The organism is Aestuariibius violaceus, from assembly GCF_040779325.2.
Taxonomy (GTDB): Bacteria; Pseudomonadota; Alphaproteobacteria; order Rhodobacterales; family Rhodobacteraceae; genus Aestuariibius; species Aestuariibius violaceus.
Map to the genome: position 1 here is coordinate 923,266 of NZ_JBFONT020000002.1, position 26,959 is coordinate 950,224.

The following is a 26,959-nucleotide window of genomic DNA, read 5'->3' on the forward strand; positions in this document are numbered from 1 at the left end:
CTCGCAGCACGAGGAATGCTGCAACGGCCCGAAAACTATCGCTGCTGTTCTGCGAGAACATCGGTCGTTGGTGTCGGCTGCAGCAAAACCGGTGTGATCAATTCTGAAGTCGCCCGACAGGTTTTCCGTCCGAGCGTCCACGATGGGTCACATCTCTTTATCGCAGAACACCGACGCGCAATCGACGATATGACGGTTCAATCCGAGATCAAGACCGCCCCGTTGTCATGGCTCTTATCGGAAACCTTTCCGGCGAGATACGCGGCAACGCTCAACCGCGAGATTGCGCTAGGCTCTTCGATGCCGTCAAAGGACGTGAACTCTCGCAGGTTCGTATTCTTCGGGCCATCTGTCAGCTCGGCGGGGCGCACAATAACCCACTCGGGCAAGCCACTTTCACGCACGACACGTTCCTGTGCGGTCCGGTCTCTCATTATGCGACCAAGAAGGACAGGCTTGATCACGTTTCTAAAAGGCCAGCTGCCGTGTCCGGACGAATTGCCCGCACCAATGGATGTCATGGCCACCAGACGCGGCACCTGAGCGGCCTGCATCGCGGTGATCACGGCTCTTGTGCCAGTCTCGCAGACATCGGTTCCGACAAGAACGGTCTTCCAGTTCAATGGCGCTCCAAAAGTCAGAATAACGGCATCATGGCTTGGCATGACCGCAGCAAGGTCCTGTGCATTCGTGACATCGCCTTTGACTATCGTAAGGCGCTCGAAGGGTTCGATCCGACTAACGCTTCTACCAAAAGCTGTAACGTCATGGCCAAGGGCTACAACCTCGGCAAGCGTATGACGGCCGATTTTTCCAGTCGCGCCGATAATCAGGACTTTCATGATGTTTCCTCGCTTTCCATGGAGATAGCACACCATCCGTGCGACGGACGAACGAGAACCGCAGCCCTCTGCCAAGCCAAAGAAACTAAAGCGCTCTCAGAGCAGATATGTTTTTCCACAACCAGCGTGCCGGGAAAAAGGCAACGACGGCTCCAAAAATCACCATCATTAACGACATGAATATCGGCATATCCATCGCTGACCCAATCACGAATGCCGAATACGCGAAATAGAGCCCGATGCCGATGAACGCAGCAATGCCTAATGCTGCGGCACCTTGTAACACCATCGGCGCCCAGTCGGCGCCCGTGTCTAGCGACCGGGCGGTATAAAGGATGGAACCGCCTGCGATCAGCTTTATGGCCGCGAAAATCAGGGAATACTGAATGTTGGCAAAGACCCCGGCAAACAGCGCCGTGATCTCCTCGGGCATCGGCTCATCGCCCATGTAGCTCTGCATCGGGGCCAGAAGTTCCTCGGGGGGTATGCTTGCCAATTGTGAAGATACCAAAGGCTGCGCAACAGAGGCCACCAACAGGACACTGCCTATGATCGTCCAGTAGAGAACGAGGCGATCGCGCGCGATAAAGCTCTTTGGGTTGGTGTTTGTAACAGTCATTGATCTGAACCTTTCAGTAAGTGGTTCGCAAAAGCGCAGTGACAGACGTCACGACCTTGGGGGCTGATCGATTTTGCAGTTTCAGTCTGTGGTATTGGTTTTGGCAGCGTCGGCTCTGGCAAGCTGCGCCGGCTTGACCGGGTCAGGCGCACAGGATGTCGGTCTATCGTATCATTGCCCTGCAAAAGCTGATTGTTCAGCCAAGCTTTGTCTTCTTTGGAAATGACCGGGCTGCCTTGTGGGGAACAGGGACATGGCAGCCCGGTTGCCGGGGTTTATCCGATCACTCGGCCGCCATCGGCGCGTCTTCCGACAGGATCATCGGAATGGGCGGATGTCCGGTCAGACCAACCCCTTTCTTGATCTCCTCAGCATTCTCAGCCACGCCAAGGAAGGTGTTCATCGCGGCCTGATACTGGCCCATATGCTCGCTCAGAAGCATGCCGATATGGCGGCCGTTGACTTGGGTGTTGTTGGCAATCTCGGCCAGAACGGCGACCCAGGTTGTCACGACGGCACCCGCAGCGGCCAGACGTGTCATCGTTACCTGTGTGATCAGCGGGTTGAAGTCCGCCGATGCGTCGATGACCACATAGACCTCATATCCGTCACGCAAGGCCGCAATCGCCGGAAACGCCGCGCAAACCTCGGTCGCAAGGCCCGAGATCACCAGCTTCTTTCGGCCTGTCGCTTCGACCGCTGCCTTGGAGGCTGGATCGTTCCAGAAGTTCACGTAAGGGCGGTCAATGACCTCAACTTCCGGGAAAATCGCCTTGAGCTCTGGCATAGTCGGGCCATTCGGGCCCTGCGGCCAGCTGGTGCCCATGATCACGGGAATACCGAACGCCTTGGCCGATTTGGCATGGCCGAGGATGTTGTTTTTCATCTGCATCGGATCGGTCGAGGTGAGGAATTGCATCAGACCGACCTGATGGTCGATCATCAGGAAGACGCAGTTGTCGGGGGTCAGTTCGCTTTCGGGAAGGGCCATGGCAGATCTCCTGTTGGGGTGGATTGAACGACTTGCCCGACCACTCTCTCCGGTCCGCTCGCGATCCTATTTCAGATATTGATAAATCCCGTATGAAATTGTTTTTGTTTCGTAATTTTTGCAGTCCATGCGCAAAATCAACTGGCGCCAAGGCGAATCCTGAAATCGCGACAGGTGACCCGCCGGATCCTGCCGAAGGCATCAGAGAATCCTGAAAGACCCACACAGACACCAATGCAAGAGTGTCTGGGATCATTCAGGAAAGAAGGTGCCATGCACGCACAGTATTCGCCCGCCATCGAAGACCGTCTGAATTGCTGCTTCGTGCTGACATCGGCTCTTTATTTCCGCATGGTCGCCGTCGATCCCGCAGGGCAGGATCAGAGGTTTGCGCGCTGGTACGGCGCGCTGCACGACGCGGCGCGGGACCTTGCGGGGTTGTCGGAAGGCCGCTCCAGATCCGGCCTTGGCGCGCAACAGATACGCGATGGCCTGAACGATATCCTTCACAGCCTGCGGGATATTGCTGATCTGGCAAAGAAGGAAGGGGCCGTGCCTTTGCACGATGAGGTGCTGAGCTACCTTACAAAGCTGGAGGCCGAGATCGCGACATGACCCTGATTGTGGATAATGCCGGCAAAGCTAAGCCGGACACGCGATTGCCGGAAATGCCCCATGAGATTGATCTGGGGCAATTGCGGTTGGTGTTGCTGCCGCCGGGCGAATACATCTTTCATCACAAACTCGACTTCAATTTGTTTGACGTGAACCTACCGCGGATACCCCATGACATGGCAGTCAACTCCGATAACCTGGAAATGGGAGTGGTCCCGTCAGAATCCATCGCATTTATTCCAAGCGGAACGGAGTTCCAGTTGCGCGTCACCAATCCTCTTCCGGGGTGTTGCCTTGAAGTCAGCGATGATCTGCTAGCAGACTGGATGGAGCAAGGCGAGGTGCAGCAGGCTGCAGGCCAATCGTTTCGCAATTATTTGTCGGATGGTGTCGCAGCCGAATTCGCTCGCACCGGGATCCGCCATCTGGCGCGCAGCCACAAATCCAACACGCCCTGCGACCGTCTGACGGTCGAGGCACTGGCCCTTGGCATCGCCGCACGCGGCATGGCACAGATCGGCAGCCCGGATGGCGACATCACCGCCGAGATTTCCCGCTGGAGCTATCGCGCCCGCCCCGGTGCCGTCGAACGCGCCATCGAGCTTCTGGAGACCAGATTGTGCGAGTCGGACCTGACCATCTCCGAGCTGGCCCGGGCCGCCGGCATGTCGTCATCGCATTTCGCCTCGGTCTTCAAATCCGCCACCGGCCAGACGCCCTATGCTTTCATCCTGCGCCGCCGCGCCGATTTCGCCCGCGACCTGATCATCGGCACAAGCGAGCCGCTGTCATGGATCGCCTATGAGGCCGGGTTTTCCAGCCAGGCCCACATGACCACCGTCCTGCGCAACCTGCACGGCACGACCCCCGCCGCGATGCGGAACTGAATGAACAAAGTGAGTCTGGATAATCGCGGTTCGTCCCCGTTGCTCACACTGCGACAGATGACGGAAACCAGTCGTCAAACGCAGCGATCTGCCTTCGCTGTAACGGCAGCGAAGGTCCAGCTAGACCGCGACCCGCATGCCGGATCTCGGCAGCGGCGAAGCCACCATTCGCAATTCTCGATTCAAGCAGACGTTCAATGACCGCTCTGACGGTTTGGCAGCGACGCGGTGATGAGCAGGCCGCAGCCACGAGTTTTTTTGCGTCAGCATTACCTGCCTGTGCACATGTCGGTTTGTGTGGATTGCGATGCGGACGCGGCATGGTGTTCCGGTTGGGTTAGACCTGCTCACCTCAGCGTTCCTAAATCGGGAAAGGACGTTGTCGAAACGGCTGATGCGTCCAAGCCAGGCGCTCCATATGAGCGCATCTGGCGGGACAACCACCGATGCCGAGTGGTAAGGCGCCTCAGCCCCAGTTTCGGTGGAGCGGGATCCTTCGTTATGACGCGCGACTGTCGCCTGCCCATGCCGTAGGTCTGCGCGTACGCAGCCGCACATAGCCGAAATAGCCCCCACATGCAGCACCCCTGTGCCAAGGATAGCCAATTCGGGCGCGCCGGGGCGCGGCACATGGAGGCCGGCGACAAGAGCCAACCTGACCGGGAGGAGCATGACGACGGCCGTCAGGCTCAGCCCCTCCATCACTTGGAAAGGACCCATCGCCTCTGGTTTGCATCGCGCGATAAAGACGTTCTCGCCGGCATAGGCGGTCGCGGCCAGGATCGGCAAGGCGATCCAGAGCGTCGCGCCTGCGGGCAGGCTTGCCTCGGGCAGGGCGATCAGCCCCATTGCGGTCGACCCCATGACAAGACCAAGGATGCGGCGTATCGTGACGGCCTCCAGGCCCGCTGCGGTCACGATCCCCATAGTGAGGATCGGGATGCCGGCGAAGCACAGCGACATGATCCCCACCGGCTGGTGACGGTAGGCGTCGAACGAGGCGACGTTCGGAACGATGGTACTTTGAAGACCACAGATCGCGAAGAAGCGCAGATACTGGGCCGTGGGACGCAGCCGGCCGCCCCGGGCCGACAGCGTTGCGTTGAACGCGGTCGCGCCGATTAGCGCGGTCCAGAACGTCACACCCACGGGATGATGACCGCTCGACATGGCGAGCTTGGGGAGTGGTGCCGTCGTCCCCCAAGGCGGCTCCGGCAGCAATCAGTAAGAGCCGCGGCCACCGTCCAGGCATCTCGGCACAAGTGCGCGTCGCTTGAGTTTCGGATCGTTGCATGAGCAGATCGTGCAAGATCGTGGGCGTGCGGTCCATGTCACGATCCGGGATTTCGCACGACCCGGATCATGCGTGAAACGCTAGCTTGCAACATAAATGGAGGGGGAAGAGTGCAGACGACCGCTTCATCCCGGTCAATCGCGACAAAGCGACTGATCCTCCGGCCTCACGAGGCAGCCGACTTCCCGGACGTCCGTGCGATGTGGGCCGACCCTGCCGTGGTCGAACATATCTATGGCCGTGCCCAGACGGACGCGGAGTCTTGGTTCCGGCTGCTACGTTATAGGGGCCACTGGGCCCTTCTCGGTTTCGGGTACTGGGCGGTTATCGACCGCGAAGACCGGAGATATCTCGGCGAGGTCGGGTTCGCGGACTACCGCCGCGAGATCGACCCGCCCTTCGACGGAACCCCGGAAGCCGGATGGGTGATGACCTCCGGCACGCACGGCCACGGGCTGGCGCGCGAGGCAATGGAAGCCGCCCTGGGATGGTTCGACATGAACGTCGCGGCCGAGCGAACGGTCGCGATGATCACGCCCGAAAACGCAGCCTCAATACGGCTGGCCGGAGCACTTGGATACGAACTGCGACGGACTAGTCCATACAACGGAAAAACCCGGTTCATCTACGAACGGCCACGCTACCGGACAAGAACTGAGCGTGGAGCGATCCCAGGCACGAACGGGTAGTATCTTGGCAGAGCGACCCCGCGATACGGACGGTTCATAAGACCTCCCGCAAGGAACACTCCAACTGAACCGGACGTTCGAGCAGCTCGCGGCGAAAGCTCCCAAAGTCCCGCAGTCCAAACCTCTGCCACTGCCAAACTCGAACACGTGCAGCGAATGACCGGAATGCGGGCTGCGGCCGTAGTATATTGAATGGCAGTCGACGGTCCGCAATGGGCCGGTCTCGAGCGCATCCACGGCGCACACGACGCGTCCGTCCCGCCCCCCAAATGCCTTCGCGAAGCAGCGTGCGCACCTTAACGCCTATCGCCATGTTGCAGCAGTCGCCCTAGCCGATGACGGCGCTATATCCCGGACTGAAAGGCAAGCGGCGGTCGCCCATGTCGAGGTCGCCCTTCTCAATCATGCTCACGTCACTCTCGTGGGTCAGGCCGATCTGACGGTCTCAACCTCGACCGGCAGACGGGCAAGTAAGGCTCGGTGGGGCAAAAAAGCCCTGCCTTTCCATCGCCGCCACAGCAACGGGAGCACTGCCATGACGCGATTTACCCTCAACGGCGAGCCCACCGAGAGCATGGCCCCGCCGGACACGCCGCTTCTGTGGGTCATCCGCGAGGAGCTGGGCCTGACCGGGACCAAGTTCGGCTGTGGCGTCGCGCAATGTGGGGCCTGCACCGTGCATGTGGACGGGTTCGCGACATTCTCCTGCGTCACACCCGTCGACAGCGTCGAAGGCTCGGAGGTGACGACCATCGAGGGCCTGTCCCCCGACGGGACCCATCCCGTCCAGCGCGCTTGGGTCGCGGAGCAGGTGGCGCAATGCGGCTACTGCCAGTCCGGTCAGATCATGCAGGCCGCGGCGCTGCTGGCCGACGTGCCGCAGCCAACCGACGAGGACATCCAGGCCGCGATGGCCGGCAATCTCTGCCGTTGCGGCACTTATGGACGGATCGCCCGCGCCATCCGGCGCGCCGCTGAGGAGGCATGAGATGAAGGATATCGCCCCCCTCAGCCGCCGCACATTCCTCACCTCCTCAGGCGCGCTCGTCCTCGCCGTGGCGGCCAACGGTTCCGTCTCGGTCGCCCGCGCGCAGGAGGCCGATGCCGCCGCTTGGGTCCGGATCGAACCGGACGGCACGACCCGCATCCTCTTTCCTTCGACCGAGATGGGTCAGGGCAGCTCCACCGCTCTGCCTATGATACTCGCCGAGGAGATGGACGCCGATTGGGACGCCGTCGTGATCGAGCAGCTGAACGAGGACGACCGCCGCTTCGGCAACCCGGCCTTCGGCGGCGTGCTCTATACCGCCGGAAGCTCGGGCGTATACGGCTACTACGACACCCTGCGGCAGGCGGGCGCGAATGCGCGCGCCGTACTGATCGGCCGTGCGGCGGAGCGGCTGGGCGTAGATGCCTCGGAGCTATCCTCCGAGCCGGGCGCCGTCGTCCATGCCGGGAGCGGCCAGCGCCTGACCTACGGGGAACTGGCCGAGGGCAGCGGCCTGGACCGTGCCGAGGGCGCGCCGCTCAAGGACCAGGCCGACTTCCGTCTGATCGGCAGCGACACCCCTCGCCGTGACGTCCCTGCCAAGTCTACCGGGATCGAGACCTATGCCATCGACGTGCGCCTGCCGGGGATGCTCCATGCCGTTGTCCGTCGTGCGCCCGTCGAGGGCGAGAGCGTCGCCGCGCTGGACGCCACCGAGGCCGAGGCGCATCCTGGCGTCGTGCAGATCGTGACCTTGCCCGACGGAGTGGCCGTGGTGGCCGAGACGATCTGGGCGGCGATGGCTGCGCGCGACCTGCTCGACGTGACTTGGACCGAGACTGCCCCGGCCCGCGCCTGGGATGACGAGAGCACGCTGGCTGACTACGCCGCCACCGCCGAAGATCTGGAGACCGAGGCCGCGACCTGGCGGGCCGAGGGTGACGCTCCCGGCGCAATCGCGGGCGCGGCTCGCACGGTCTCTGCCACCTATCTCTCGGACTACGCCTACCACGCACAGCTGGAACCCATGGCCGTCGTCGCCCGCGTGGACGAGGAAGGCGCCGAGCTTTGGGCCGGGACCCAGACGCAAAGCTGGACGACGGACACTGTCCGCGAGGTTCTGGGCCTGCCGCCCGAGCGCATGCGCCTGCACATGATGACAATGGGCGGCAGCTTCGGCCGCCGAACGGAGCGCATGCAGGACTATGTGCGCGACGCGCTGCTCTGCGCCCGCGAGACAGGCCGCCCCGTCAAGGTGACCTGGACGCGAGAGGACGACGTCAAGCACGGCGGCTTCCGCCCCGCCGCGGCCCAACACCTTCAGGCGGGCCTGACGGAGGACGGCCGCGTGCAGGGCTGGCGCCACCGGGTCGGCACGCCCTCCGTCATCGCCTATTTCAACCCGGGCCGCTGGGCGCAGGTGGAGCCGCAGGACGTGATCTCCATGCTGGGCTCCGAAGCGCGGTTCTACGCCATGCCCGACATGGCCGCCGAACACGTCATGACAGAACGCCGCGCCCGCGTTCTGCCGTGGCGCGGCATCGGCGCGGCCTACACCGCCTTCGCTGCGGAGTCCTTTGTCGACGAGCTGGCCGAAGCGGCCGGTCAGGATCCCTTCGCCTTCCGCCGCGCGCTGATCGGTGACGACGCCCGCAGCCTTTCGCTGCTCGATCGGGTGCGCGAGATGTCAGACTGGGATCGCCCGCGGGAGGGCACCGCGCTCGGCCTGTCCTTCGCAGGCTACGGCGACACGCGGGTCGCGGGCGTCGCCGAGGTCTCGGTCGATCCGGAATCGGGCCGCATTGCCGTACCGCGCATCTGGGCAGCGGTCGATGCAGGCCAGATCGTGTCGCCGGACAACGCACTGAACCAGATCGAGGGCGGCATCGTCTTCGGCGTCTCCTCCGCGCTGCTGGAGCGGATCACGATCCGAGGCGGCGAGGTGCAGCAGGAGAACTTTTACGACTATGACGTTTTGCGCCACGACGCCCTGCCGCAGATCGAAATCCACCTGGCTGAGAGCGACGCACCCCCCTCCGCCGTCGGCGAAGCCGGCACCCCCATGGTTGCCGCCGCCATCGCCAATGCGGTCCATGCCCTGAACGGCACCCGTCTGCGTCACATGCCGTTCATTCCCGACCGGGTGCTTGCGGCGATGGGGTAAGAAGACTGACGATCGGCCGATAGAACGTTTCGCGCGCTATGCCCCAGTCAATCAAAACTTCATGCCGTTCGAAGCGAAGTTCGGATTTATGTGCTGCTTCGACCTCTAAGGGCTGCGAATGTTGCGAAGCATGAACGATAGCTTTGAGCTGATTCCGTTGAAAAACTCTTTGATATTGGCACCTCGGTTTGTGCTATCGCTTTGAATTTTTTGGGATGTGGAAGTCGTACCCGCTTTTTCATCCTATGGCGGGGACCATCGGCTTGAGCTTGGCCAGTTTCCTGAGGTTTTGGGCGGTGGCTGCGAGGGTAAACTCGTCTTGAACGCCGCAGGGCCCTCGTAATCTGAGGCGACCCAGCCCGAGGATGCGTTTGAGGTGGGCGAAGAGCATCTCGACTTTCTTGCGCCGCCGCTGGGCAGTTGGATTGAACTCTGAGGCCGTGCATTGGCGGGCGAAGTCTCGGACGTTCTCGTACTTCTCGCGATGAATCGCGCGTGCTTCTGAGTTGGGGCAGCATTTGACCGTTAGAGCACATCTCGAGCAATCGGACTTCAACGCCCGATACTTGCGGGCGCGCCAACTCGGGGCATTCCGCTTTGGATCGGAATAGGTCCGCCAAGTATGTCGCATCTCCTTGCCGCCCGAACAGATGTAGCGGTCGTTCTCATCATCCCATGTGAAGTCGGATCGCGAGAAGGTTCCGTCGGTCCGTTCGCCCTTGTCGAAGACAGGGATGAAGGGGAGGATTTGGCGCTTCAGAGCCAGCCAGACCAGATTGTCGGACGACCCGTTGGCCGTGTCAGCGGCGATCCAATCAGGCTTCAAGCGAAACCAGTCTTCGGTGCGGTCGAGCATCTTTCGCATCGCACCGACCTCTGCGGTCTTGTTAGACCGGCTGGCGTCCAAATCGACAATGATCCCGTGGTCCGTGTCGATCAGGTAGTTGTCAGAATAGGCAAAGAACGCAGGGCCTTTACGCGCTGCTGTCCATTGGCTGGCAGGGTCAGCATGCGCGGTGAACTTGGGCTTGGCCGTTGTAGCTGCGCCAAAAGCCTCATCATCCAGCGTGTCGAGGTACTCGCGCACTGCGCGGGGCGCATCATTCGGATCAATCTCGCGGGCCGCCCAGTCCTCGGGATTGCTCGAGTTCTGCTTCTGAACATCGGCGCTGACCAAACTGGCGTCGACCGCGAAGCCCTGACCACCAACCAAGCCTTCCTTCATGCAGCAAGCAACCGTCGTCTCGAATACATGTCGCAGCAGATCGCTTTCGCGGAACCGACCATGACGGTTCTTGGAAAAGGTCGAGTGATCCGGGATGCGATCCGTCAAATCGAGGCGGCAAAACCAGCGGTAAGCAAGGTTCAGATGCACTTCTTCACAGAGCCGCCGTTCCGATCGAATACCGAAGCAATACCCAACCAAAAGCATTCTGAACAGCAACTCGGGATCAACCGAAGGACGCCCTGTGTGGCTGTAGAAATCCGCCAGATGTGCGCGGACGCTGGTCGGATCAACGAACCGATCAATCGACCGCAGCAAGTGATCTTGCGGGACGTGATCTTCGAGCGAGAACTCGTAGAACAACGCGGATTGCGCTTCCTGCCGCGGTCCCATCATAGCCAATCCTACCACTGGATGAGAGAATTGAATCAGCGACTTGCGACACGATCAAGTACGAGTTTTTCAACGGAATCAGCCCAAAACAACGGATGCTGCAGGGTCGACGAACGTCCCCTATTTTGCCAATCGCAATTCAGTTTGATGGATTGAGGAAGGCATAGGCCGTAAGCGCCATACCAAGCAAGAAGAGCAATGCAATCAAGAGGTATGTGCCCGTGCCGGCGGCCAACTGCTGGGCAGTTGGGAAAAACATACGGAAGGCTCCGGCGAAAATGAGAAGCCATCCGGACAAGGTGACCAGCAGACGGAAGTCCAGTGACCAAAGGTTGTGGCTGGTGATAATAACCAAACGGCCAATGAGAAAGAGCAGCCCGTTTAGATAAACGACCGCGGGATGTACATCGGCCCAAATCCTCAAATTCAGATGTCGTTACCACTACCAAGGTGGGCCCTGGTAGTGGTAACAATGCGACTAGAGGTGTCCATGGGGCGGGATCCCTTTTTCGGAAGGCGACCTCATGATCCGTGGATATGTAGCGCTAGTCCTGCATGCAATTTGCTCCTGCCAACATACGGATCAGTGTCATGAAAACAGACTTACTGGTCGCGGTCCGATTGACCGTTTCGTCCGCGAACTGCGAGTTGGCTTGAACCCTGATTTTGCGGTCGCAGCGAATGGCAGCTCTAACGGGCAGCACCGCAGCATAGAAGCGAAATGATCAAGGGCTGGTTCGGGCCGTGACCTGATCTGTGCATCAAAGCCGTCAGACGCGGTCGGAATTCTGCGCCGCCTAACAATTGGGCGCCTCGCCACCTTTTGATGCCGCATTGCAGAATTTTATTGCTGCGCCCGCAGCATGGCCCCATGCTGATCTGATGTCCAAGCCGCTTTCGATCATCGTCGCAGAGCCAGATCGCGACAGAGCGCTCATGATCGTCGACAGCCTGCGCGAGGCCGGCGACAACGACATTCGGGTGATATCTGAGATATCGGGTCTTTCTCGGCAGATTACCGAGATACAGCCCGACATTGTCATCGTGGACATAACCAGCCCGACACGCGACATGATCGAAGAACTGACGCTGGCGACGTCTCCTCTGGAGCGTCCTGTCGCGGTCTTCACTGACAGAAGCGACGATAGCATGACGAAGGCCGCGATCGAGGCGGGGGTGTCGGCATATGTCGTTGACGACCTGCGACCGGAACGATTGCGACCGGTGATCGCCGCCGCGATCGCCCGGTTCAACATGTTCCGTCGGATGCGGGACGAACTGAATGAAACGAAACGCGCGCTTGAAGAACGAAAGACCATCGACCGCGCGAAGGGTCTGCTGATGAAAGCGCGGGGGATCGGCGAGGACGAGGCATATGCGCTTCTGCGGAAGACAGCCATGAACCAGGGCAAGAAGATTTCCGACGTGGCCCAGGCGCTGGTGACGGCAGCGGATCTTCTGTCGTGACTTTGGCACGCCTATCCGTTGCCTTTATTCCTCTGACCGATGCCGCGTCACTCATTGCGGCGAAGGAAATGGGGTTTGCGCATGAGGAAGGGCTGGCGCTTGATCTGGTCCGGGCGCCGTCTTGGTCTTCCTTGCGAGACATGCTGGCCTTCGGGGCCGTGGAGGCCGCGCATCTTCTTGCACCGGTTCCCGTCGCCATGGCTCTTGGCGTCGGCGGCGTTGCGGCCGACGTTTCCGCGCTCATGGTCATGTCGGTCAATGGCACGGTTGTCGGGGTCTCCAACAAGCTTGCGGATCGCCTGAGGGATGCTGCCGAGCCGTTGGACTTTTCCGACGCGACCGCTGCGGGGAAAGTCCTGACCTCGGCAGGAGAAGAGCTCAGGGTCGGAGTTCCGTTCCCGTTTTCCATGCATGCGGAGCTTCTCTACTATTGGCTGGCGGCCTCGGGTCTGCCGGCATCCCAAGGGCTTGTCATCCGAACGGTACCGCCGCCTCTCATGGCCGAGGCTCTCGCGGCAGGTGAAATCGATGCGTTCTGCGTCGGTGAACCTTGGGGATCGAAATCCGTCGAAAGCGGCGTGGGCACTCTGCTTTTGCCCGGACGCGCGATCTGGAGCTTCGCACCCGAAAAGGTGCTGGCAGTCCGCTCGATCTGGGCGGCGGAAAATGCTGACCTGACGGGACGACTGATGCGGGCGGTCTGGAAAGCTTCGCGGTGGCTTGGAACAGGCGGGGCCCTGACGACCGCGGCCGAACTCCTTTCGCGGGAAAGCTACCTGGATCTGGCACCGGAAATCATAGATCGCGCCCTCACGGGTCAGTTTGTGGTGAACGGGCGCGGAGAAACCCGGGAATGCGCCGGTTTCATCGAATTTCACCGGGGTGCCGCCAATTTTCCGTGGCGAAGCCAGGCGGCTTGGATCGGGGGGCAGATTGCCGGGCGTCTTGGTATCGACAGGCGTCACGCCATGGATGCCGCCCGCGCAACGTTTCGAACCGATCTCTATCGACAGCACCTTGGCGACACGGGGGCCATCCTGCCGGGCGCATCGGAAAAAATCGAGGGGGGAATCGTCGAGGGAACGGCCGTCGCTGCCGACAACGGTCGGCTCATCCTTCCCGAAAACCGGTTCTTCGACGGCAAGATTTTTGATCCGACGGATGGTCTCTGATCAAAAATCAGGCGCTTTTGCCGGGTGAAATGCGGCAGCGCAGAAAAATCCGCTTGGATTCGACACGCGGCGTTGCGCCGGCCTCGCGTCCTGTGAAGCATCAGCTCTGAGAGCAACGGCGCTCTCCCTTCTTACCCATGACAGGGCAATCCGAGCACAGCCGCTCGACCGTTCCCGACGCCAGGCGTCCGGGATGGTCTGGCGGCTTTTTTGTTTTGCGCGGACCACGCGCATCTAAAGACAGGGGGACACCCGATGAAATACCTACTGAGCGCCGCTGCTGCGGCCCTGACCGTCACCAGCGCATCGGCCCAGATGCTGGAGCTGGAAAAGGACGAACTGACCTTCGGTTTCATCAAACTCACTGACATGGCCCCGCTCGCGGTCGCCTATGAACAGGGCTATTTCCTCGATGAGGGTCTTTTCGTCACGCTCGAAGCGCAGGCCAACTGGAAGGTGCTTCTCGACGGTGTCATCGACGGCCAGCTTGACGGCGCCCACATGCTTGCCGGTCAGCCACTGGCTGCGACGATAGGGTACGGCACCGAGGCGCACATCATCACGCCCTTCTCGATGGACCTGAACGGCAACGGCATTACCGTGTCGAACGAGGTCTGGGACCTGATGCGGCCGCATATCCCGTCGATGGAGGACGGTCGCCCCCAGCATCCGATCAGCGCCGAGGCCCTCGCTCCGGTCGTCGAGCAGTTCCGTGACGAGGGCAAGCCCTTCAACATGGGCATGGTCTTCCCGGTCTCGACCCACAATTACGAGCTGCGCTACTGGCTTGCCGCCGGTGGCCTGCACCCGGGCTATTACAGCCCGGAGAACATCAGCGGCCAGATCGCCGCGGACGTCTTCCTGTCCGTGACGCCGCCGCCGCAGATGCCCGCCACGCTCGAAGCCGGCACCATCTATGGCTACTGCGTGGGCGAGCCATGGAACCAGCAGGCCGTCTTCAAGGGCATCGGCGTCCCGGTCATCACCGACTACCAGATCTGGAAGAACAACCCGGAAAAGGTTTTCGGCATCACCAATGAGTTCGCCGCGCAATACCCGAACACGACGCTTGCCGTCACAAAGGCGCTTATCCGCGCGGCCATCTGGCTGGATGAGAACGACAACGCCAACCGCCCCGAGGCCGTCGAAATCCTGTCGCGCCCGGAATATGTCGGCGCGGATTACGACGTCATCGCCAACTCGATGACCGGTTTCTTCGAGTTCGAGAAGGGCGACAAGCGGGACATCCCCGACTTCAACGTGTTCTTCCGCTACAACGCGACCTATCCGTTCTATTCGGATGCCGTCTGGTACCTGACCCAGATGCGCCGCTGGGGCCAGATCCCCGAGGCGAAGTCCGACGCCTGGTACGACGAGGTGGCAAGAAAGGTCTACAAGCCCGAGATCTATCTCGAAGCGGCCCGCCTGCTGGTCGACGAGGGCTTCGCCAACGAGGCGGACTTCCCATGGGACAGCGACGGCTACAAGGCACCGACGCCGGCCGCCGACATCATCGACGGCATCCCCTATGACGGCCGTGCGCCCAACGCCTACCTCGAAAGCCTGCCCATCGGGCTGAAGGCCGATCAGATCGTGGTCGGTTCCGAAGTTCAGGGCTGACGCCAGACCGGGCCGCTCGTCCACCTTTCTGAGCGGCCCGAACCGCGATCCTTCCATTCCTTGAGGCAGGGGCAGACCCATGACCGCAGTTGACCCGAATTTCGCCACCGACGCCGCGCGCGAAGCCCGTCGCGCCGTCTGGTTCACCCGCATCAACAAAGCCGACAAGTGGTTCACCGTCCTCGGTCTTTCCTGGCTGACACCGATGCTCAAGGCCGCGGCGGGCGACAACCCGCGCGCGCAATTGGGCGAGGTCTGGCGCCTTCTGGGCGTGCCGCTTCTCGCCATCGTCGGCTTCCTCGCGCTCTGGGCGACACTGGCGCCGCAGGTCCAGACCTCCCTCGGCGCGGTCCCGGGTCCGGCGCAGGTGTGGGAACAGGCGGTCAATCTCCACGAAGACGCCGTGCGCAAAGGCGAAAGCCGCGCCAAGTTTCAGGCCCAGGTCGCAACGCTCAACGAACGCCGCATCGCCAACGGGCAAGACCCCGTCGAGCGCGCCTATACCGGTGCACCGACCTACTACCAGCAGATCGGCACTTCCATCGCGACCGTCTTCTTCGGCTTCCTGATCGCCACTGTCGTCGCGGTGCCGCTTGGCATTGCCGCGGGCCTGTCGAAGACCGCGAATGCCGCGCTGAACCCGCTGATCCAGATCTTCAAACCGGTCTCGCCGCTTGCCTGGCTCCCCATCGTGACGATGATCGTCTCGGCGGTCTATGCGACGAATGACGGCTTCTTTGCCAAATCGTTCCTGATCTCGGCCATTACGGTGACGCTCTGCTCGCTCTGGCCGACGCTCATCAACACCGCGCTCGGCGTGGCGAGCATCGACAAGGACCTCGTCAATGTCTCGAAGGTGCTGAAAATGGGCACCTGGACCAAGATCACCAAGCTGGTCCTGCCCTCCGCCCTGCCGCTGATTTTTACCGGCCTCCGCCTGTCGCTCGGCGTCGGCTGGATGGTGCTGATCGCAGCGGAGATGCTCGCGCAGAACCCGGGCCTCGGCAAGTTCGTCTGGGACGAGTTCCAGAATGGCTCCAGCCAGTCGCTCGCCAGGATCATGGTCGCGGTGCTGACCATCGGCGTGATCGGGTTCCTCCTCGACCGGCTGATGTACGCGATCCAGGCGGCCTTCACCTTCACGAACCACCGGTGAGCGCGATGAGCATCCTGAAACTCGAAAACGTCTCGAAGAGCTATGGCACGGGCATCCATGCCGCGCCGGTGCTGAGCGGGATCGACCTTGAGGTGAAGGAGGGCGAGTTCCTCGTTCTCCTCGGCTTCTCCGGCACCGGCAAGACGACGCTCATCAACCTTCTTGCGGGACTTGAGACGCCCACGAGCGGTTCGGCCACCTTCAAGGGCGCCCCGATCACGGGGCCTGGACCGGAACGCGGTGTCATTTTCCAAAGCTATTCGCTCATGCCGTGGCTTACGGTCTCCGGCAACGTAAGGCTCGCTGTCGATACGATCTTTCCGGGCCTCTCCCGCAAGGAGCGCGCCGAGAAGGTCGATCATTACGTCCGCATGGTCGGCCTGTCCCACGCCGCCACCCGCCGCCCGGCAGAGCTATCGGGCGGGATGCGCCAGCGCGTCAACGTGGCCCGCGCGCTCGCCATGAACCCCGAGGTGCTGCTTCTCGACGAACCGCTTTCGGCGCTCGATGCGCTCACCCGCGCCAACCTCGCCGACGAGATTGAGGCGATCTGGGAAGAGGACCGCAAGACCTGCGTGCTCATCACCAACGACGTGGACGAGGCGATCACGCTGGCCGACCGCATCATCGCACTCAACCCCGACGGCACGCTGGGGCAGGAATTCACCGTGACCATCCCGCGCCCACGCGACCGGACGGCCATGAACCACGACGAAACCTTCAAGAGCCTCCGCGCGGACATCACCAAATACCTTATGGATGTCGGTATCGCCGCCAAGATCGAAGGCGTGCGCACACTTCCCGAGGTCACGCCCATCCACGGCGTCCCCACGGCGGTGGCCGATGCGCAGAAGGGTCTGATCGACAGCCGCTTCCTCGATTTCAGCCAGCTCCACAAGGTTTACCCGACCCCCAAAGGCCCGCTTACCGTGGTCGAGGATTTCGACCTCAAGATCGACCGTGGCGAGTTCATCTCGCTCATCGGCCATTCCGGCTGCGGCAAGTCCACTGTCCTGACCATGGCCGCCGGTCTGAACGAGATCTCGAAGGGGGCCATCAAGCTTGACGGTCGCCACGTCAAAGGCGCCGACCCCGAACGCGCTGTCGTCTTCCAGGCGCCCTCGCTTTTCCCGTGGCTCACCGCCAAGGAAAACGTCGCCATCGGCGTCGACAAGGTCTATCCGCGCGCCTCCCGGCAGGAACGGCAGGACGTCGTTGAATACTATCTCGAACGGGTCGGCCTTGCCGAGGCGATGGACAAGCCCGCGCTTGACCTCTCGAACGGCATGAAACAGCGCGTCGGGATCGCCCGCGCCTTCGCCCTCTCGCCGAAGCTGCTCCTGCTCGACGAGCCCTTCGGCATGCTCGACAGCCTGACCCGCTGGGAGTTGCAGGAGGTCCTGATGGAGGTCTGGTCCCGCACCAAGGTCACCGCGATCTGCGTCACCCATGATGTGGATGAGGCGATCCTGCTGGCCGACCGCGTGGTGATGATGACGAACGGACCGCAGGCCACGATCGGCAAGATCACCCAGGTCGATCTGCCCCGGCCCCGCACACGCAAGGCGCTTCTCGAGCATCCGGATTACTACGCCTATCGGCAGGAGGTGCTCGATTTCCTCGAGGAATACGAACACGGTGCGACACCTAAACCGAAACTCAGTCAGGCCGCAATCGCGGCGGAGTAGAGCTCATGGAAACGCACCAGATCACCTTGGTAAAAGACAGCTTCGAGAAAGTCGTCCCGATCGCCGACACCGCAGCCGAGATCTTCTACACGGACCTTTTCGAAACCTCTCCCGAGGTCAGACCCTACTTTGCGGGGGCGGACATGACCGAGCAGGGCAAAAAGCTCATGGCGACGCTCGGCGTCGTTGTCCGCAGTCTCGACAACCTGCCGACCGTCCTGCCTGTCGCCCGGGACCTTGCCATCCGGCATGTCGGCTACGGCGTAAAGGCAGGCGACTACGACAAGGTCGGCGCCTCCCTGCTTCGCACGCTCGAAAAGGGGCTGGGCGATGCCTTCACTCCCGACGTCAAAGAGGCTTGGAGCCAGACCTACGGCACCTTGTCCGGCGTCATGATCGACGCTGCTTACGGCCCCAAGGAGCCTGAAACATGACCCGAAAACTCGTCATCATCGGCGCAGGCATGGCCGCAGGCCGCCTGGTCGAACATATGTCTGCGGCCGGAGGATGGGAGATCACCCTCTTCAACGCCGAGCCGCGCGGGACCTACAACCGCATCATGCTCTCTCCGGTCCTGTCCGGAGAGAAGACCTATGAGGAAATCGTCACCCACGACGCGGCCTTCTACGAGAACCACGGCGTCACCTGCCGCTTCGGCGAACGGGTGACCGGCATCGACCGTGCGGCCAAGGTGGTCCGCGCCCCGAACGGTGACGTGCCTTATGACAAGCTCGTCATCGCCACCGGCTCCAACCCCTTCATCGTCCCGCTTCCCGGCCACGACCTCGACGGCGTCATCGCCTACCGCGATCTGGAGGATACGCAGCGGATGATGTCCCTCGGCCAGGGCACCAAGGCCGTCGTGATCGGCGGCGGCCTCCTCGGTCTTGAAGCGGCCGCGGGGATGCATGCACGCGGCGTCGATGTCACCGTGGTGCACCTCATGGGCCACCTGATGGAACGCCAGCTTGACGAGGCGGCGGGCTACCTCCTCCGCAAGGAACTCGCCCGCCGCGGCATCAACGTCCTCGTCTCCACCAACTCCAAGGAGATCATCGGCGAGAGCGGCAAGGTCACGGCGCTTCGCCTCGACAACGGCACCGAAATCCCCTGCGACCTCCTGGTCATGGCCGTTGGCATCCGCCCGGCCACCGCGATCGCCGCCGAGGCGGGCCTTGCCTGTGGCCGCGGCGTTCACGTCGACGATGCGATGATCACCAGTGACGAAGACATCCTTGCCATCGGCGAATGCGTCGAACACGACGGCCAGATCTTCGGCCTCGTCGCGCCGCTTTACGATCAGGCCAAGGTCGCCGCGCAGACCCTGCTTGGCGAGCAGGCCGCGTTCGTCAACCGCGAGACGGCGACGAAGCTCAAGGTCACGGGCTGCGACCTCTTCTCTGCAGGTGACTTCGCCGAAGGCGAGGACCGCGAAGACATCGTCTTCCGCGACCCGGCCCGCGGCGTCTACAAACGGCTCGTACTTCAGGACAACCGCGTCATCGGCGCCGTGATGTACGGCGACACCGCCGACGGTGGCTGGTTCCATGGCCTCATCAAGGACAAGACCGACGTAACCGGGATGCGCGAAACGCTCATCTTCGGACCCGCCTACCAGGGGGGTGCCGCGCTGGACCCTATGGCGGCCGTTGCAGCCTTACCGGCTGACGCAGAAATCTGCGGCTGCAACGGCGTGTGCAAAGGTCAGATCGTTCAAGCTATCGAAGGCGGCGCGGGATCGCTCGATGCGGTCCGCGCGACCACCAAGGCGTCCGGGTCCTGCGGGACCTGTACAGGGCTGGTGGAGCAGCTTCTTGCTGTAACACTGGGTGACGAATTTCAGCTGCCCACCGCCCAACCCGTCTGCGGATGCACGGACCTCACCCACGAGGATGTCCGGCGTCTCATCAAGTCGCGAGAGCTGAAAAGCCAGGCCGCCGTCTGGCAGGAGCTTGGCTGGACCACGCCCAATGGCTGCCATGTCTGCCGCCCGGCGATCAATTACTACCTCCTGGCCGATTGGCCGGTGGAGTATCAGGACGATCCGCAAAGCCGCTTCGTCAACGAACGCAAGCACGCCAACATCCAGAAGGACGGCACATTCTCGGTCGTGCCACGCATGTGGGGCGGCATCACCAACGCGCAGGAACTGCGCGCCATCGCGGATGCGGCCGACAAGTACAACGTGCCGACCGTGAAGGTCACCGGCGGTCAGCGCATCGACCTTCTTGGCGTCCGTGGCGAGGATCTGCCCGCCATGTGGGCCGATCTCGGGCGCGCGGGCCTTGTCTCTGGCCACGCCTACGCCAAGGGCCTCCGCACGGTGAAGACGTGCGTCGGCACCGACCACTGCCGCTTCGGCACACAGGACTCGACCGGCCTCGGCGTGAAGCTGGAAAAGAAGCTCTGGGGCTCCTGGACGCCGCACAAGGTCAAGATGGCCGTCTCGGGGTGTCCGCGGAACTGCGCCGAGGCGACGTGCAAGGATGTCGGCATCGTCTGCGTGGAGTCAGGCTATGAGATCGGCGTCGGCGGCGCGGCGGGGATGGACCTCAAGGAAATCGAACCCCTCGTGAAGGTCGCGACCGAGGAGGAGGCCATGGAATGGATCATCGCCTTCGTCCAGCTTTACCGCGAGAACGCCAAGTACCTCGACCGGCCTTACAAATGGATCGCCAAGGTCGGCCTGGACTGGGTGCAGGAGCGCCTGGGCGACGCCGCTGAGCGCGGCCGCCTCGTCGCCGCTTTCGAGCTGTCCCAGACGATCTATCAGAAGGATCCCTGGTCCGAACGCGCCCGCGCGGAAGAGGCCGCCAAATTCCAGCCGCTTGCCGATCTGACCCTGGAGGCCGCGGAATGACCTGGATCGACATCGGCGCCATCGATGACATCCCCCTCCGCGGGGCGCGTAAGGTGAAGACGCGGGACGGTTGCGTTGCCGTCTTCCGCACCGATGAAGCCACCGTCTACGCCACCTCCAACACCTGCCCGCACAAGGGTGGCCCGCTGGCAGAAGGCATCGTCCATGGCGCCAAGGTGACCTGTCCCCTGCACAACTGGATCTTCGATCTGGAAACCGGCGAGGCCCAGGGCGCAGACGAGGGCCGCATCCGGACCTACCCCGCCAAGGTCGAGGACGGCCGCATCCTGATCGACGCCGCCGTGCTCGGGCAGAGGGCCGCCTGATGGACGGCGCGGGGCTCGCGCAGGTCCGCTCGACCTGTCCCTATTGCGGTGTTGGATGCGGCGTGACGCTGCGCGCCGACGGGGCTGGCGGGCTCACCGTTGAAGGCGACCCGGACCACCCGGCCAATCAGGGTCGCCTCTGCTCCAAGGGGTTCGCGCTGGGTGAAACGGTCGGCCTCGGCGAGCGTCTCCTCGCCCCGCGCGTGAACGGAACCGAGACCGGCTGGCACGAGGCGCTCGATCTCGTCGCCCGCCGCTTTGCCGACACCATCGCCGAACACGGCCCTGACAGCGTCGCCTTCTACGTCTCGGGCCAGCTTCTGACCGAGGATTACTACGTTGCCAACAAGCTGATGAAGGGGTTCATCGGGTCGGCCAACATCGACACCAACTCGCGCCTCTGCATGGCGTCGACCGTCGCGGGACACAGGCGCGCCTTCGGCTCTGACACCGTGCCGGGCACCTACGACGATCTCGAGCAGGCGGATCTGGTCGTCCTGACCGGCTCCAATCTCGCCTGGTGCCATCCCGTGCTTTACCAGCGCCTCGCCGCCGCCCGCGCGGCGCGCGGTACGAAGATCGTCGTGATCGACCCCCGCCGGACCGCGACCTGCGACATCGCCGACCTGCATCTTGCGCTGAAACCCGGCACCGACGTCGCCCTCTTCAACGGCCTCTTCGCCTATCTCCGCGAAAACGGTGCCCTCGACGAGGCCTTCATCCTGAACCACACCACAGGCTTCGACGACACCTTCACCCGCGCCTCAGCCGACGACCCGGAGATCACCGGCCTCGACCGGCGCGACATCACCCGCTTTTACCAGATGTTCGCCGCGACCGAGCGCACCGTGACCGTGTTTTCCCAGGGCGTGAACCAGTCGACGCGCGGCACCGACAAGGTCAATGCCATCCTCAACTGCCACCTCGCGACGGGCCGCATCGGCAAACCCGGCATGGGGCCCTTCAGCGTCACCGGGCAGCCGAACGCCATGGGCGGACGCGAGACGGGCGGGCTGGCCAATATGCTCGCCGCGCATCTCGACCTTGAAAGCGCCGAACACTGCGCCGCCGTCCAAAGTTTCTGGGCCAGCCCCCGCATCGCCGAACGCCCCGGCCTCAGGGCCGTCGATATGTTCCGCGCCATAGGGGAAGGGCGGATCAAGGCCCTCTGGATCGCCTGCACGAACCCCGCCGTCTCGATGCCCGACGCCGACGCCGTCCGCGCCGCGATCAGGGCCTGCCCCTTCACAGTCGTCTCCGACATCACGCCCGAGACGGACACCGCCCGCCTTGCCGACGTCCTCCTTCCCGCCACCGGGTGGGGCGAGAAGGACGGCACGGTCACCAATTCCGACCGCACGATCAGCCGCCAGCGCCCCGCGCTTGCCGCGCCCGGTCTCGCGCGCCACGACTGGGCGATCTTCGCCGATGTGGGCCGCCGCATGGGCTGGACCGACGCCTTCGATTACCGCTCCCCGACCGAGATCTTCCGCGAACACGCCGCACTCTCCGGCATTGCAGGCCGCCTCGGACGCGACTTCGACATCTCGGGCCTCGCGGATCTCTCCGATGCGGACTACGAAACGCTGGCGCCCACCCGCTGGCCGGTCACCGCCACCCGGTCGGGCGGGCGGTTCTTCGGCGACGGACGGTTCTTCACGCCCGACGGCCGCGCGCGGCTTCTTCCCGTCCGCCAGAAGGCGCCTGCCGCCGCCCGCAGCCCGAAATACCCCTATCGCCTGAACACGGGCCGCACCCGCGACCAGTGGCACACGATGACGCGGACCGGCCTTGCGCCCCGCCTCTCGCGCCATCTGGCCGAACCGTTCCTGCAGATCCACCCCGAGGACGCCGCCGCCCTCGGCCTCGCGCCCGCCGATCTCGCGCGGGTCAAAAGCCCGTTAGGCACCGCCATCCTCCGTGTCCTGGTCAGCGAGGACGCTCCGATCGGGACGCCCTTCGCTCCGATGCACTGGACCGGCGAGACCGCGCCCGCCGCGCGCGTCGATGCCCTCGTCGCGCCCGCGAATGATCCCGTCTCGGGCCAGCCCGAAAGCAAGGCAAGCGTTGTCGCCATCGAGCGTTACGACGCCGGGTGGTACGGCTTCGCCGTTGCCGCCGACAAACCTGCCGCCAACGTCGCCTACTGGGCGCGCGTCCGTACAGAGGCCGGCTGGCGCATGGAATTGGCGGGCGAGACGGCCTGCGACGACTGGACCGGCTTCGCGCGCCGTCTTTTTGCCCTCGACACCGAACCGCAGGTGCTAACCGACGCCGCCACGGGCACCGCGCGCCTGGCCTTCACCGATGCCAGCGGCAGGCTCGCCGCCGCGCTTTTCATCGGGCGCCGCCCGGTGACCGTGGCCCGCGACCACATCGCAGCTCTGATCGGCCAGCAGGCGGGCGGCGTTCTGGCGGCACGCCCGCGCGGCAATGCGCCCGATCCCGGACCGACCGTCTGTTCCTGCACGGGCGTTGGCGCGAATACGCTCCTTGCCGCCGCGCACAGGCTCGGCGCAGACCTCGACCGTGTCTGCACATCCACCGGTGCGGGCGTGACCTGCGGCTCGTGTCGCCCCGAAATCACCAGCCTCATCAGGCGCTTCACCGTCCGCGAAGCCGCCGAGTAACGGAGACCGGTCCATGAAATCCTTTCCGATGTTCATCCGCACCACCGGCCGCCGGGTCGTCATCGCAGGCGGTGGCGAACAGGCGGCACAAAAGGCGCGGCTGATCCTCAAGACGGATGCCGAGATCGTTCTGGCCGCGCCCGCACTCGATGCGGAACTCCAGGGGCTCGTCACCCAGGGTCGTGCCACGCATCACGGCGATCGCATCTCGCCCGGAACGTTTGCCGGCAGCGAGCTGACCTTCATCGCAACTGGCTGTGCGGGCGCCGATGCCGCGCTCCACGCGATCGCGAAGGACGGCGGCGCAACCGTCAACGTCGTCGACCGCCCCGAACTCTGCGACGCTCTGACGCCATCGATTGTCGACCGGGACCCCGTCGTCGTCGCCATCGGCACGGAAGGCACCGCGCCCGTCCTCGGCCGCACGATCAAGACCCGGATCGAGACGATGCTGCCGCCCCGCATCGGCGGCCTAGCCGAGCTTGCCGGCTGCCTGCGCGGCGCGGTCGCCGACCGTTTGCCGCAGAACATGCGCCGCGCCTTCTGGGCCTGGGTGTTCAAGGGCGAGCCTGCGTTGCTCCACCGGATCGGCGCGGAAACCGAGGCCGCCGAACTCATCAAGGCCGCCATCGTCAGGCAACGCGTCCCGGACGTCGCCGGCAAGGGCCACATCGCCCTTGTCGGTGCCGGCCCGGGCGCGCGCGATCTGCTGACGCTGCGCGCTGTTGAGCGCCTGCAGGAAGCGGACGTGATCTATTACGACCGCCTCGTGGACCCCGAAGTCCTCGAATGCGCCCGCCGCGATGCCGAACGTGTGTTCGTCGGCAAAGAGGTCGGAGCATGCGCCTGGCCCCAGGAAAAAATCTGCGCGCTCATCGTCGCCGAAGCCCAGAAAGGCCGCCGGGTCGTAAGGCTGAAATCCGGTGACCCGTCGATTTTCGGCCGGGCGACGGAAGAGCTTGAAGCGGCCCGTATGTCAGGCATCTCGGTCGAAATCGTTCCGGGCGTCACCGCGGCCAGCGCCGCCGCGTCTGCCCTTGGTCGGGGTCTTACGGAGCGCGGAGAAACAGATACGCTCGTCATTGCTACGGGACGCTGCCGCGCGGGCGACGCGGGCGTCGACTGGGCGCATCACATGCGCCCGGGCACGACGCTCGCCGTGTATATGGGCGTCAAAAGCGCCGGGGTCATTTCTTCCCGGCTCCAGGCCGAGGGCGCGCCAGCAAACACACCGGTGGAAGTGGTGGTCGAAGCCTCGTGCAGCGGTGAATGCGTGATCCGCTGCACATTGTCGTCGCTCGCGAACAGCCTGGCGGAGCATAAGGTAAGCGGCGTGGCCCTCATTTTGATCAGGCTCGCCAAGAAAGGCGTGACCAAGGCGAGGCTCGTCGCCTGAAAGGCTAGCCGGCGTCGCTGGCTTCAGAAACTACCGACGAAAAAAGCCTCTTCTCAAAAAGATCTCCGAGATGGAGGAGCTTGAACGGATCGCTGCGAATGGCAGCATTGCGGGCCGCAGCCGTAGCATCTTGAATGGCGGTCGAAGGTCCGCAATGGGCCGGGAGTAAGGGGCACGATGCTCGACAGTCCGAGATGCTGCGCTGGCTCCGATGGCGGCAGTGAGACCAGACCTACAAAATGCTGCAGTCGACCTCGACGTCCGCTTTACACCTCTTAAACGCGAAACCTTGCGGCTCTATGCTGGCCGAAATCAAGGAAGGACATAGGATGATGAACGGTAAGACAGTCGTATGTATTGGTGGATCGGGCGGCATGGGTCGTGGCGTTGCGAAAGCAGCATTGGAACTTGGTGCTGACGTCATCGTTACATCGCGATCTAAAGTCAAAGCAGACCAAGCTGCGGAAGAACTTGGCTGCAGAGGCGAGCCAATAGACATCTACGACGAAACGAGCGTCACCGACTTTTTCACGCGCGTCGGTCGCTTCACTCATTTGATGATCACAGCGGGCGCGGTTGGGCGCTCGGGTTTCAGCGAAACGCCCCCAGGCGAAGCAGAGCGGTTCATGCAAGGCAAGGTCTGGGGTACCCACCGATGCATTTGGCATGCCAAGGATATCATGGATCAGGATGGATCGGTAACGCTCATCACTGGCGGTTATTCTCAGATCATCGACGATAAGGCTGGCCACGTTCACACTGCGTTCAAGGCCATGGAAGCGATGGCTCAAGTCGCTGCAGTCTCTTTGGCACCGATAAGATGCAACGTGGTGCGCCCGGGCTTCATCGACTCGGATCTATGGGCCGACATATCTGACGATGACCGTGAAGAACTTCGTCGGGTGGAAAGTGACAGAACGATGATCGGACGTATCGTGGAACCTATAGAATTGGGCCGCTTTGCGGTCGCACTCATGCAGACGCTAATTGTGACGGGAGCAATCATTCCTGTGGATGGAGGTCGGCATCTGTCAGTTGCTAGTTAGCAGCGTCAACCGGTGAAAGCGGACGCTGTGCTTTGAACCGCGACTGGCTGTTCCGTCCCGCGATGCGGTCTTCTGAAGCTGCTCAATGCTACACTATGAACGGATGTCTGCTCTGGTGAAGCTGCACCGCGGCAGACTCGATTGTTGCGAACGACCGCTTTCCGCTGATTCTGTGGAAAAACAACGTGTTGCGCGTGCAGAAAGTGGTGCGCTGAACTGAGCGCGAGTGCCTTACTGGTCAGGCTTTGCGCGTTTGCTGCGGTGCGGGAAAGATCTTCGCGAGCTTCCTCAGGTTCTGGGCGGTAGCAGCGAGGAGGAATTCGTCGTTTGCGCCGCATGGGCCGCGTAGTCGGAGGCGGCCCAGGCCGAGGATGCGTTTGAGGTGGGCAAATGGCATCTCGACCTTCTTTCTCAGCTTCATCGAGATGTCGTACTGGCGCGTCTTGGCGATGTCCCGGGCGACCTGGCGGGCGTCTTCATGTTCTTCGCGGGTGATCTTGCGGGCAGCGGCGTTGGGGCAGCACTTAGCTTTGGACGGGCAGGCCTGACAAACTTCTTTCAAGGCGCGATAGCGAGCGGTGCCTTTGCCGGTCGGCCCACGGTTGGGGTCCGAGTAATTGCGACGGAACTGCTTCAGCGCGTGGCCCTCAGGGCAGATGTATTGATCGTTCTGGGCGTCCCACTCGAAGTCGGCGCGCGTCCAGGTACCGTCGTTACGCCCAGACTTATCGAACACCGGAATGTGAGGCGCGATCTTGCGATCGACCAGCCATCCCAGAAGCGGCCCGGTGCCATAGGCGGTGTCAGCGATCAGCCGTTCTGGATGAAGATCGAACCGTTTCTTCACCCGCCTCAGCATTGTCTTGGTTGATCCAACCTCGGCCTGCCTGA

Annotated in this window: 23 protein-coding genes; 16 read left to right on the plus strand and 7 right to left on the minus strand. The window is 62.9% G+C overall.

The window, feature by feature from the left end:
* Positions 1–197: 197 nt before the first annotated feature.
* The 3 genes from AADZ90_RS11805 to AADZ90_RS11815 all read right to left on the minus strand — a co-directional run bounded on the left by AADZ90_RS11805 (position 198) and on the right by AADZ90_RS11815 (position 2,452).
* Complete coding sequence (locus tag AADZ90_RS11805; protein ID WP_367310188.1) at positions 198–842, minus strand: NAD(P)-dependent oxidoreductase; 645 nt, start codon at positions 840–842, stop codon at positions 198–200.
* 85 nt (positions 843–927) lie between these two features.
* Positions 928–1,461: a hypothetical protein gene (locus AADZ90_RS11810; protein WP_367310189.1), complete on the minus strand. Its 534-nt coding sequence runs from the start codon at positions 1,459–1,461 to the stop codon at positions 928–930.
* Between the two features lie 283 nt (positions 1,462–1,744).
* Entirely contained in the window at positions 1,745–2,452 is a 708-nt protein-coding gene (locus AADZ90_RS11815) for an isochorismatase family protein (RefSeq protein ID WP_367310190.1), read from the minus strand.
* Between the two features lie 273 nt (positions 2,453–2,725).
* Between AADZ90_RS11815 and AADZ90_RS11820 the strand changes: the two genes are divergently transcribed.
* Together AADZ90_RS11820 and AADZ90_RS11825 are read left to right on the plus strand one after the other, a co-directional pair.
* Positions 2,726–3,067, plus strand: a complete 342-nt coding sequence (locus AADZ90_RS11820) for a hypothetical protein (RefSeq protein WP_367310191.1) — start codon at positions 2,726–2,728, stop codon at positions 3,065–3,067.
* Entirely contained in the window at positions 3,064–3,954 is an 891-nt protein-coding gene (locus AADZ90_RS11825) for a helix-turn-helix domain-containing protein (RefSeq protein WP_367310192.1), read from the plus strand. The genes AADZ90_RS11820 and AADZ90_RS11825 overlap by 4 nt, the downstream gene beginning before the upstream one ends.
* A gap of 120 nt (positions 3,955–4,074) precedes the next feature.
* Here AADZ90_RS11825 and AADZ90_RS11830 read toward each other — a convergent pair whose 3' ends face one another.
* Positions 4,075–5,175 (minus strand): DMT family transporter, encoded by a 1,101-nt coding sequence (locus AADZ90_RS11830; protein WP_367310193.1) that lies wholly within the window; start codon positions 5,173–5,175, stop codon positions 4,075–4,077.
* A gap of 183 nt (positions 5,176–5,358) precedes the next feature.
* Here AADZ90_RS11830 and AADZ90_RS11835 point away from each other — a divergent pair, with 183 nt between their 5' ends.
* The 3 genes from AADZ90_RS11835 (at position 5,359) to AADZ90_RS11845 (ending at position 9,089) form a co-directional block, all read left to right on the plus strand.
* On the plus strand, positions 5,359–5,937 hold the full coding sequence (locus AADZ90_RS11835; RefSeq protein WP_411997015.1) for a GNAT family N-acetyltransferase: 579 nt from the start codon (positions 5,359–5,361) through the stop codon (positions 5,935–5,937).
* A 535-nt stretch (positions 5,938–6,472) separates the two neighbouring features.
* On the plus strand, positions 6,473–6,925 hold the full coding sequence (locus AADZ90_RS11840; protein ID WP_367310195.1) for a (2Fe-2S)-binding protein: 453 nt from the start codon (positions 6,473–6,475) through the stop codon (positions 6,923–6,925).
* A 1-nt stretch (position 6,926) separates the two neighbouring features.
* Positions 6,927–9,089 carry a xanthine dehydrogenase family protein molybdopterin-binding subunit gene (locus tag AADZ90_RS11845; protein WP_367310196.1) on the plus strand — a complete coding sequence of 721 codons (2,163 nt, stop codon included), beginning with the start codon at positions 6,927–6,929 and terminating at the stop codon, positions 9,087–9,089.
* 238 nt (positions 9,090–9,327) lie between these two features.
* Here the strand turns inward: AADZ90_RS11845 and AADZ90_RS11850 are convergent, their stop codons facing one another.
* On the minus strand, positions 9,328–10,710 hold the full coding sequence (locus tag AADZ90_RS11850; RefSeq protein WP_367310197.1) for an IS1182 family transposase: 1,383 nt from the start codon (positions 10,708–10,710) through the stop codon (positions 9,328–9,330).
* 136 nt (positions 10,711–10,846) lie between these two features.
* Positions 10,847–11,131, minus strand: coding sequence for a hypothetical protein (locus tag AADZ90_RS11855; RefSeq protein WP_411997016.1), 285 nt, complete (start codon positions 11,129–11,131; stop codon positions 10,847–10,849).
* Positions 11,132–11,589: 458 nt separating this feature from the next.
* Between AADZ90_RS11855 and AADZ90_RS11860 the strand changes: the two genes are divergently transcribed.
* From AADZ90_RS11860 to AADZ90_RS11910, 11 genes are all read left to right on the plus strand, one after another.
* The gene (locus AADZ90_RS11860; RefSeq protein ID WP_367310199.1) at positions 11,590–12,174 is read left to right on the plus strand and encodes an ANTAR domain-containing response regulator; all 585 of its coding nucleotides are present in this window, start codon (positions 11,590–11,592) and stop codon (positions 12,172–12,174) included.
* Positions 12,171–13,346 (plus strand): CmpA/NrtA family ABC transporter substrate-binding protein, encoded by a 1,176-nt coding sequence (locus AADZ90_RS11865; protein WP_367310200.1) that lies wholly within the window; start codon positions 12,171–12,173, stop codon positions 13,344–13,346. The genes AADZ90_RS11860 and AADZ90_RS11865 overlap by 4 nt, the downstream gene beginning before the upstream one ends.
* 255 nt (positions 13,347–13,601) lie before the next feature.
* Positions 13,602–14,966 carry a CmpA/NrtA family ABC transporter substrate-binding protein gene (locus tag AADZ90_RS11870; RefSeq protein WP_367310201.1) on the plus strand — a complete coding sequence of 455 codons (1,365 nt, stop codon included), beginning with the start codon at positions 13,602–13,604 and terminating at the stop codon, positions 14,964–14,966.
* Positions 14,967–15,045: 79 nt separating this feature from the next.
* Positions 15,046–16,122, plus strand: coding sequence for an ABC transporter permease (locus AADZ90_RS11875; protein WP_367310202.1), 1,077 nt, complete (start codon positions 15,046–15,048; stop codon positions 16,120–16,122).
* A gap of 5 nt (positions 16,123–16,127) precedes the next feature.
* The gene (locus tag AADZ90_RS11880; RefSeq protein WP_367310203.1) at positions 16,128–17,810 is read left to right on the plus strand and encodes an ABC transporter ATP-binding protein; all 1,683 of its coding nucleotides are present in this window, start codon (positions 16,128–16,130) and stop codon (positions 17,808–17,810) included.
* A gap of 5 nt (positions 17,811–17,815) precedes the next feature.
* Positions 17,816–18,244 carry a globin family protein gene (locus tag AADZ90_RS11885; protein WP_367310204.1) on the plus strand — a complete coding sequence of 143 codons (429 nt, stop codon included), beginning with the start codon at positions 17,816–17,818 and terminating at the stop codon, positions 18,242–18,244.
* Positions 18,241–20,670 carry a nitrite reductase large subunit NirB gene (gene nirB / locus AADZ90_RS11890; protein WP_367310205.1) on the plus strand — a complete coding sequence of 810 codons (2,430 nt, stop codon included), beginning with the start codon at positions 18,241–18,243 and terminating at the stop codon, positions 20,668–20,670. Before AADZ90_RS11885 ends, nirB begins: the two co-directional genes overlap by 4 nt.
* The gene (gene nirD, locus AADZ90_RS11895; protein ID WP_367310206.1) at positions 20,667–20,996 is read left to right on the plus strand and encodes a nitrite reductase small subunit NirD; all 330 of its coding nucleotides are present in this window, start codon (positions 20,667–20,669) and stop codon (positions 20,994–20,996) included. Before nirB ends, nirD begins: the two co-directional genes overlap by 4 nt.
* Positions 20,996–23,626, plus strand: a complete 2,631-nt coding sequence (locus tag AADZ90_RS11900) for a molybdopterin-dependent oxidoreductase (protein ID WP_367310207.1) — start codon at positions 20,996–20,998, stop codon at positions 23,624–23,626. Before nirD ends, AADZ90_RS11900 begins: the two co-directional genes overlap by 1 nt.
* Before the next feature lie 28 nt (positions 23,627–23,654).
* A complete protein-coding gene (gene cysG, locus AADZ90_RS11905; RefSeq protein ID WP_367310208.1) occupies positions 23,655–25,022 on the plus strand; it encodes a siroheme synthase CysG in 1,368 nt (455 codons plus the stop codon).
* Positions 25,023–25,351: 329 nt separating this feature from the next.
* Positions 25,352–26,068 carry an SDR family oxidoreductase gene (locus AADZ90_RS11910; protein WP_411997017.1) on the plus strand — a complete coding sequence of 239 codons (717 nt, stop codon included), beginning with the start codon at positions 25,352–25,354 and terminating at the stop codon, positions 26,066–26,068.
* A 238-nt stretch (positions 26,069–26,306) separates the two neighbouring features.
* Here the strand turns inward: AADZ90_RS11910 and AADZ90_RS11915 are convergent.
* Positions 26,307–26,959: transposase (locus AADZ90_RS11915; RefSeq protein ID WP_411997018.1), on the minus strand; the 653-nt coding region annotated here is incomplete at its 5' end.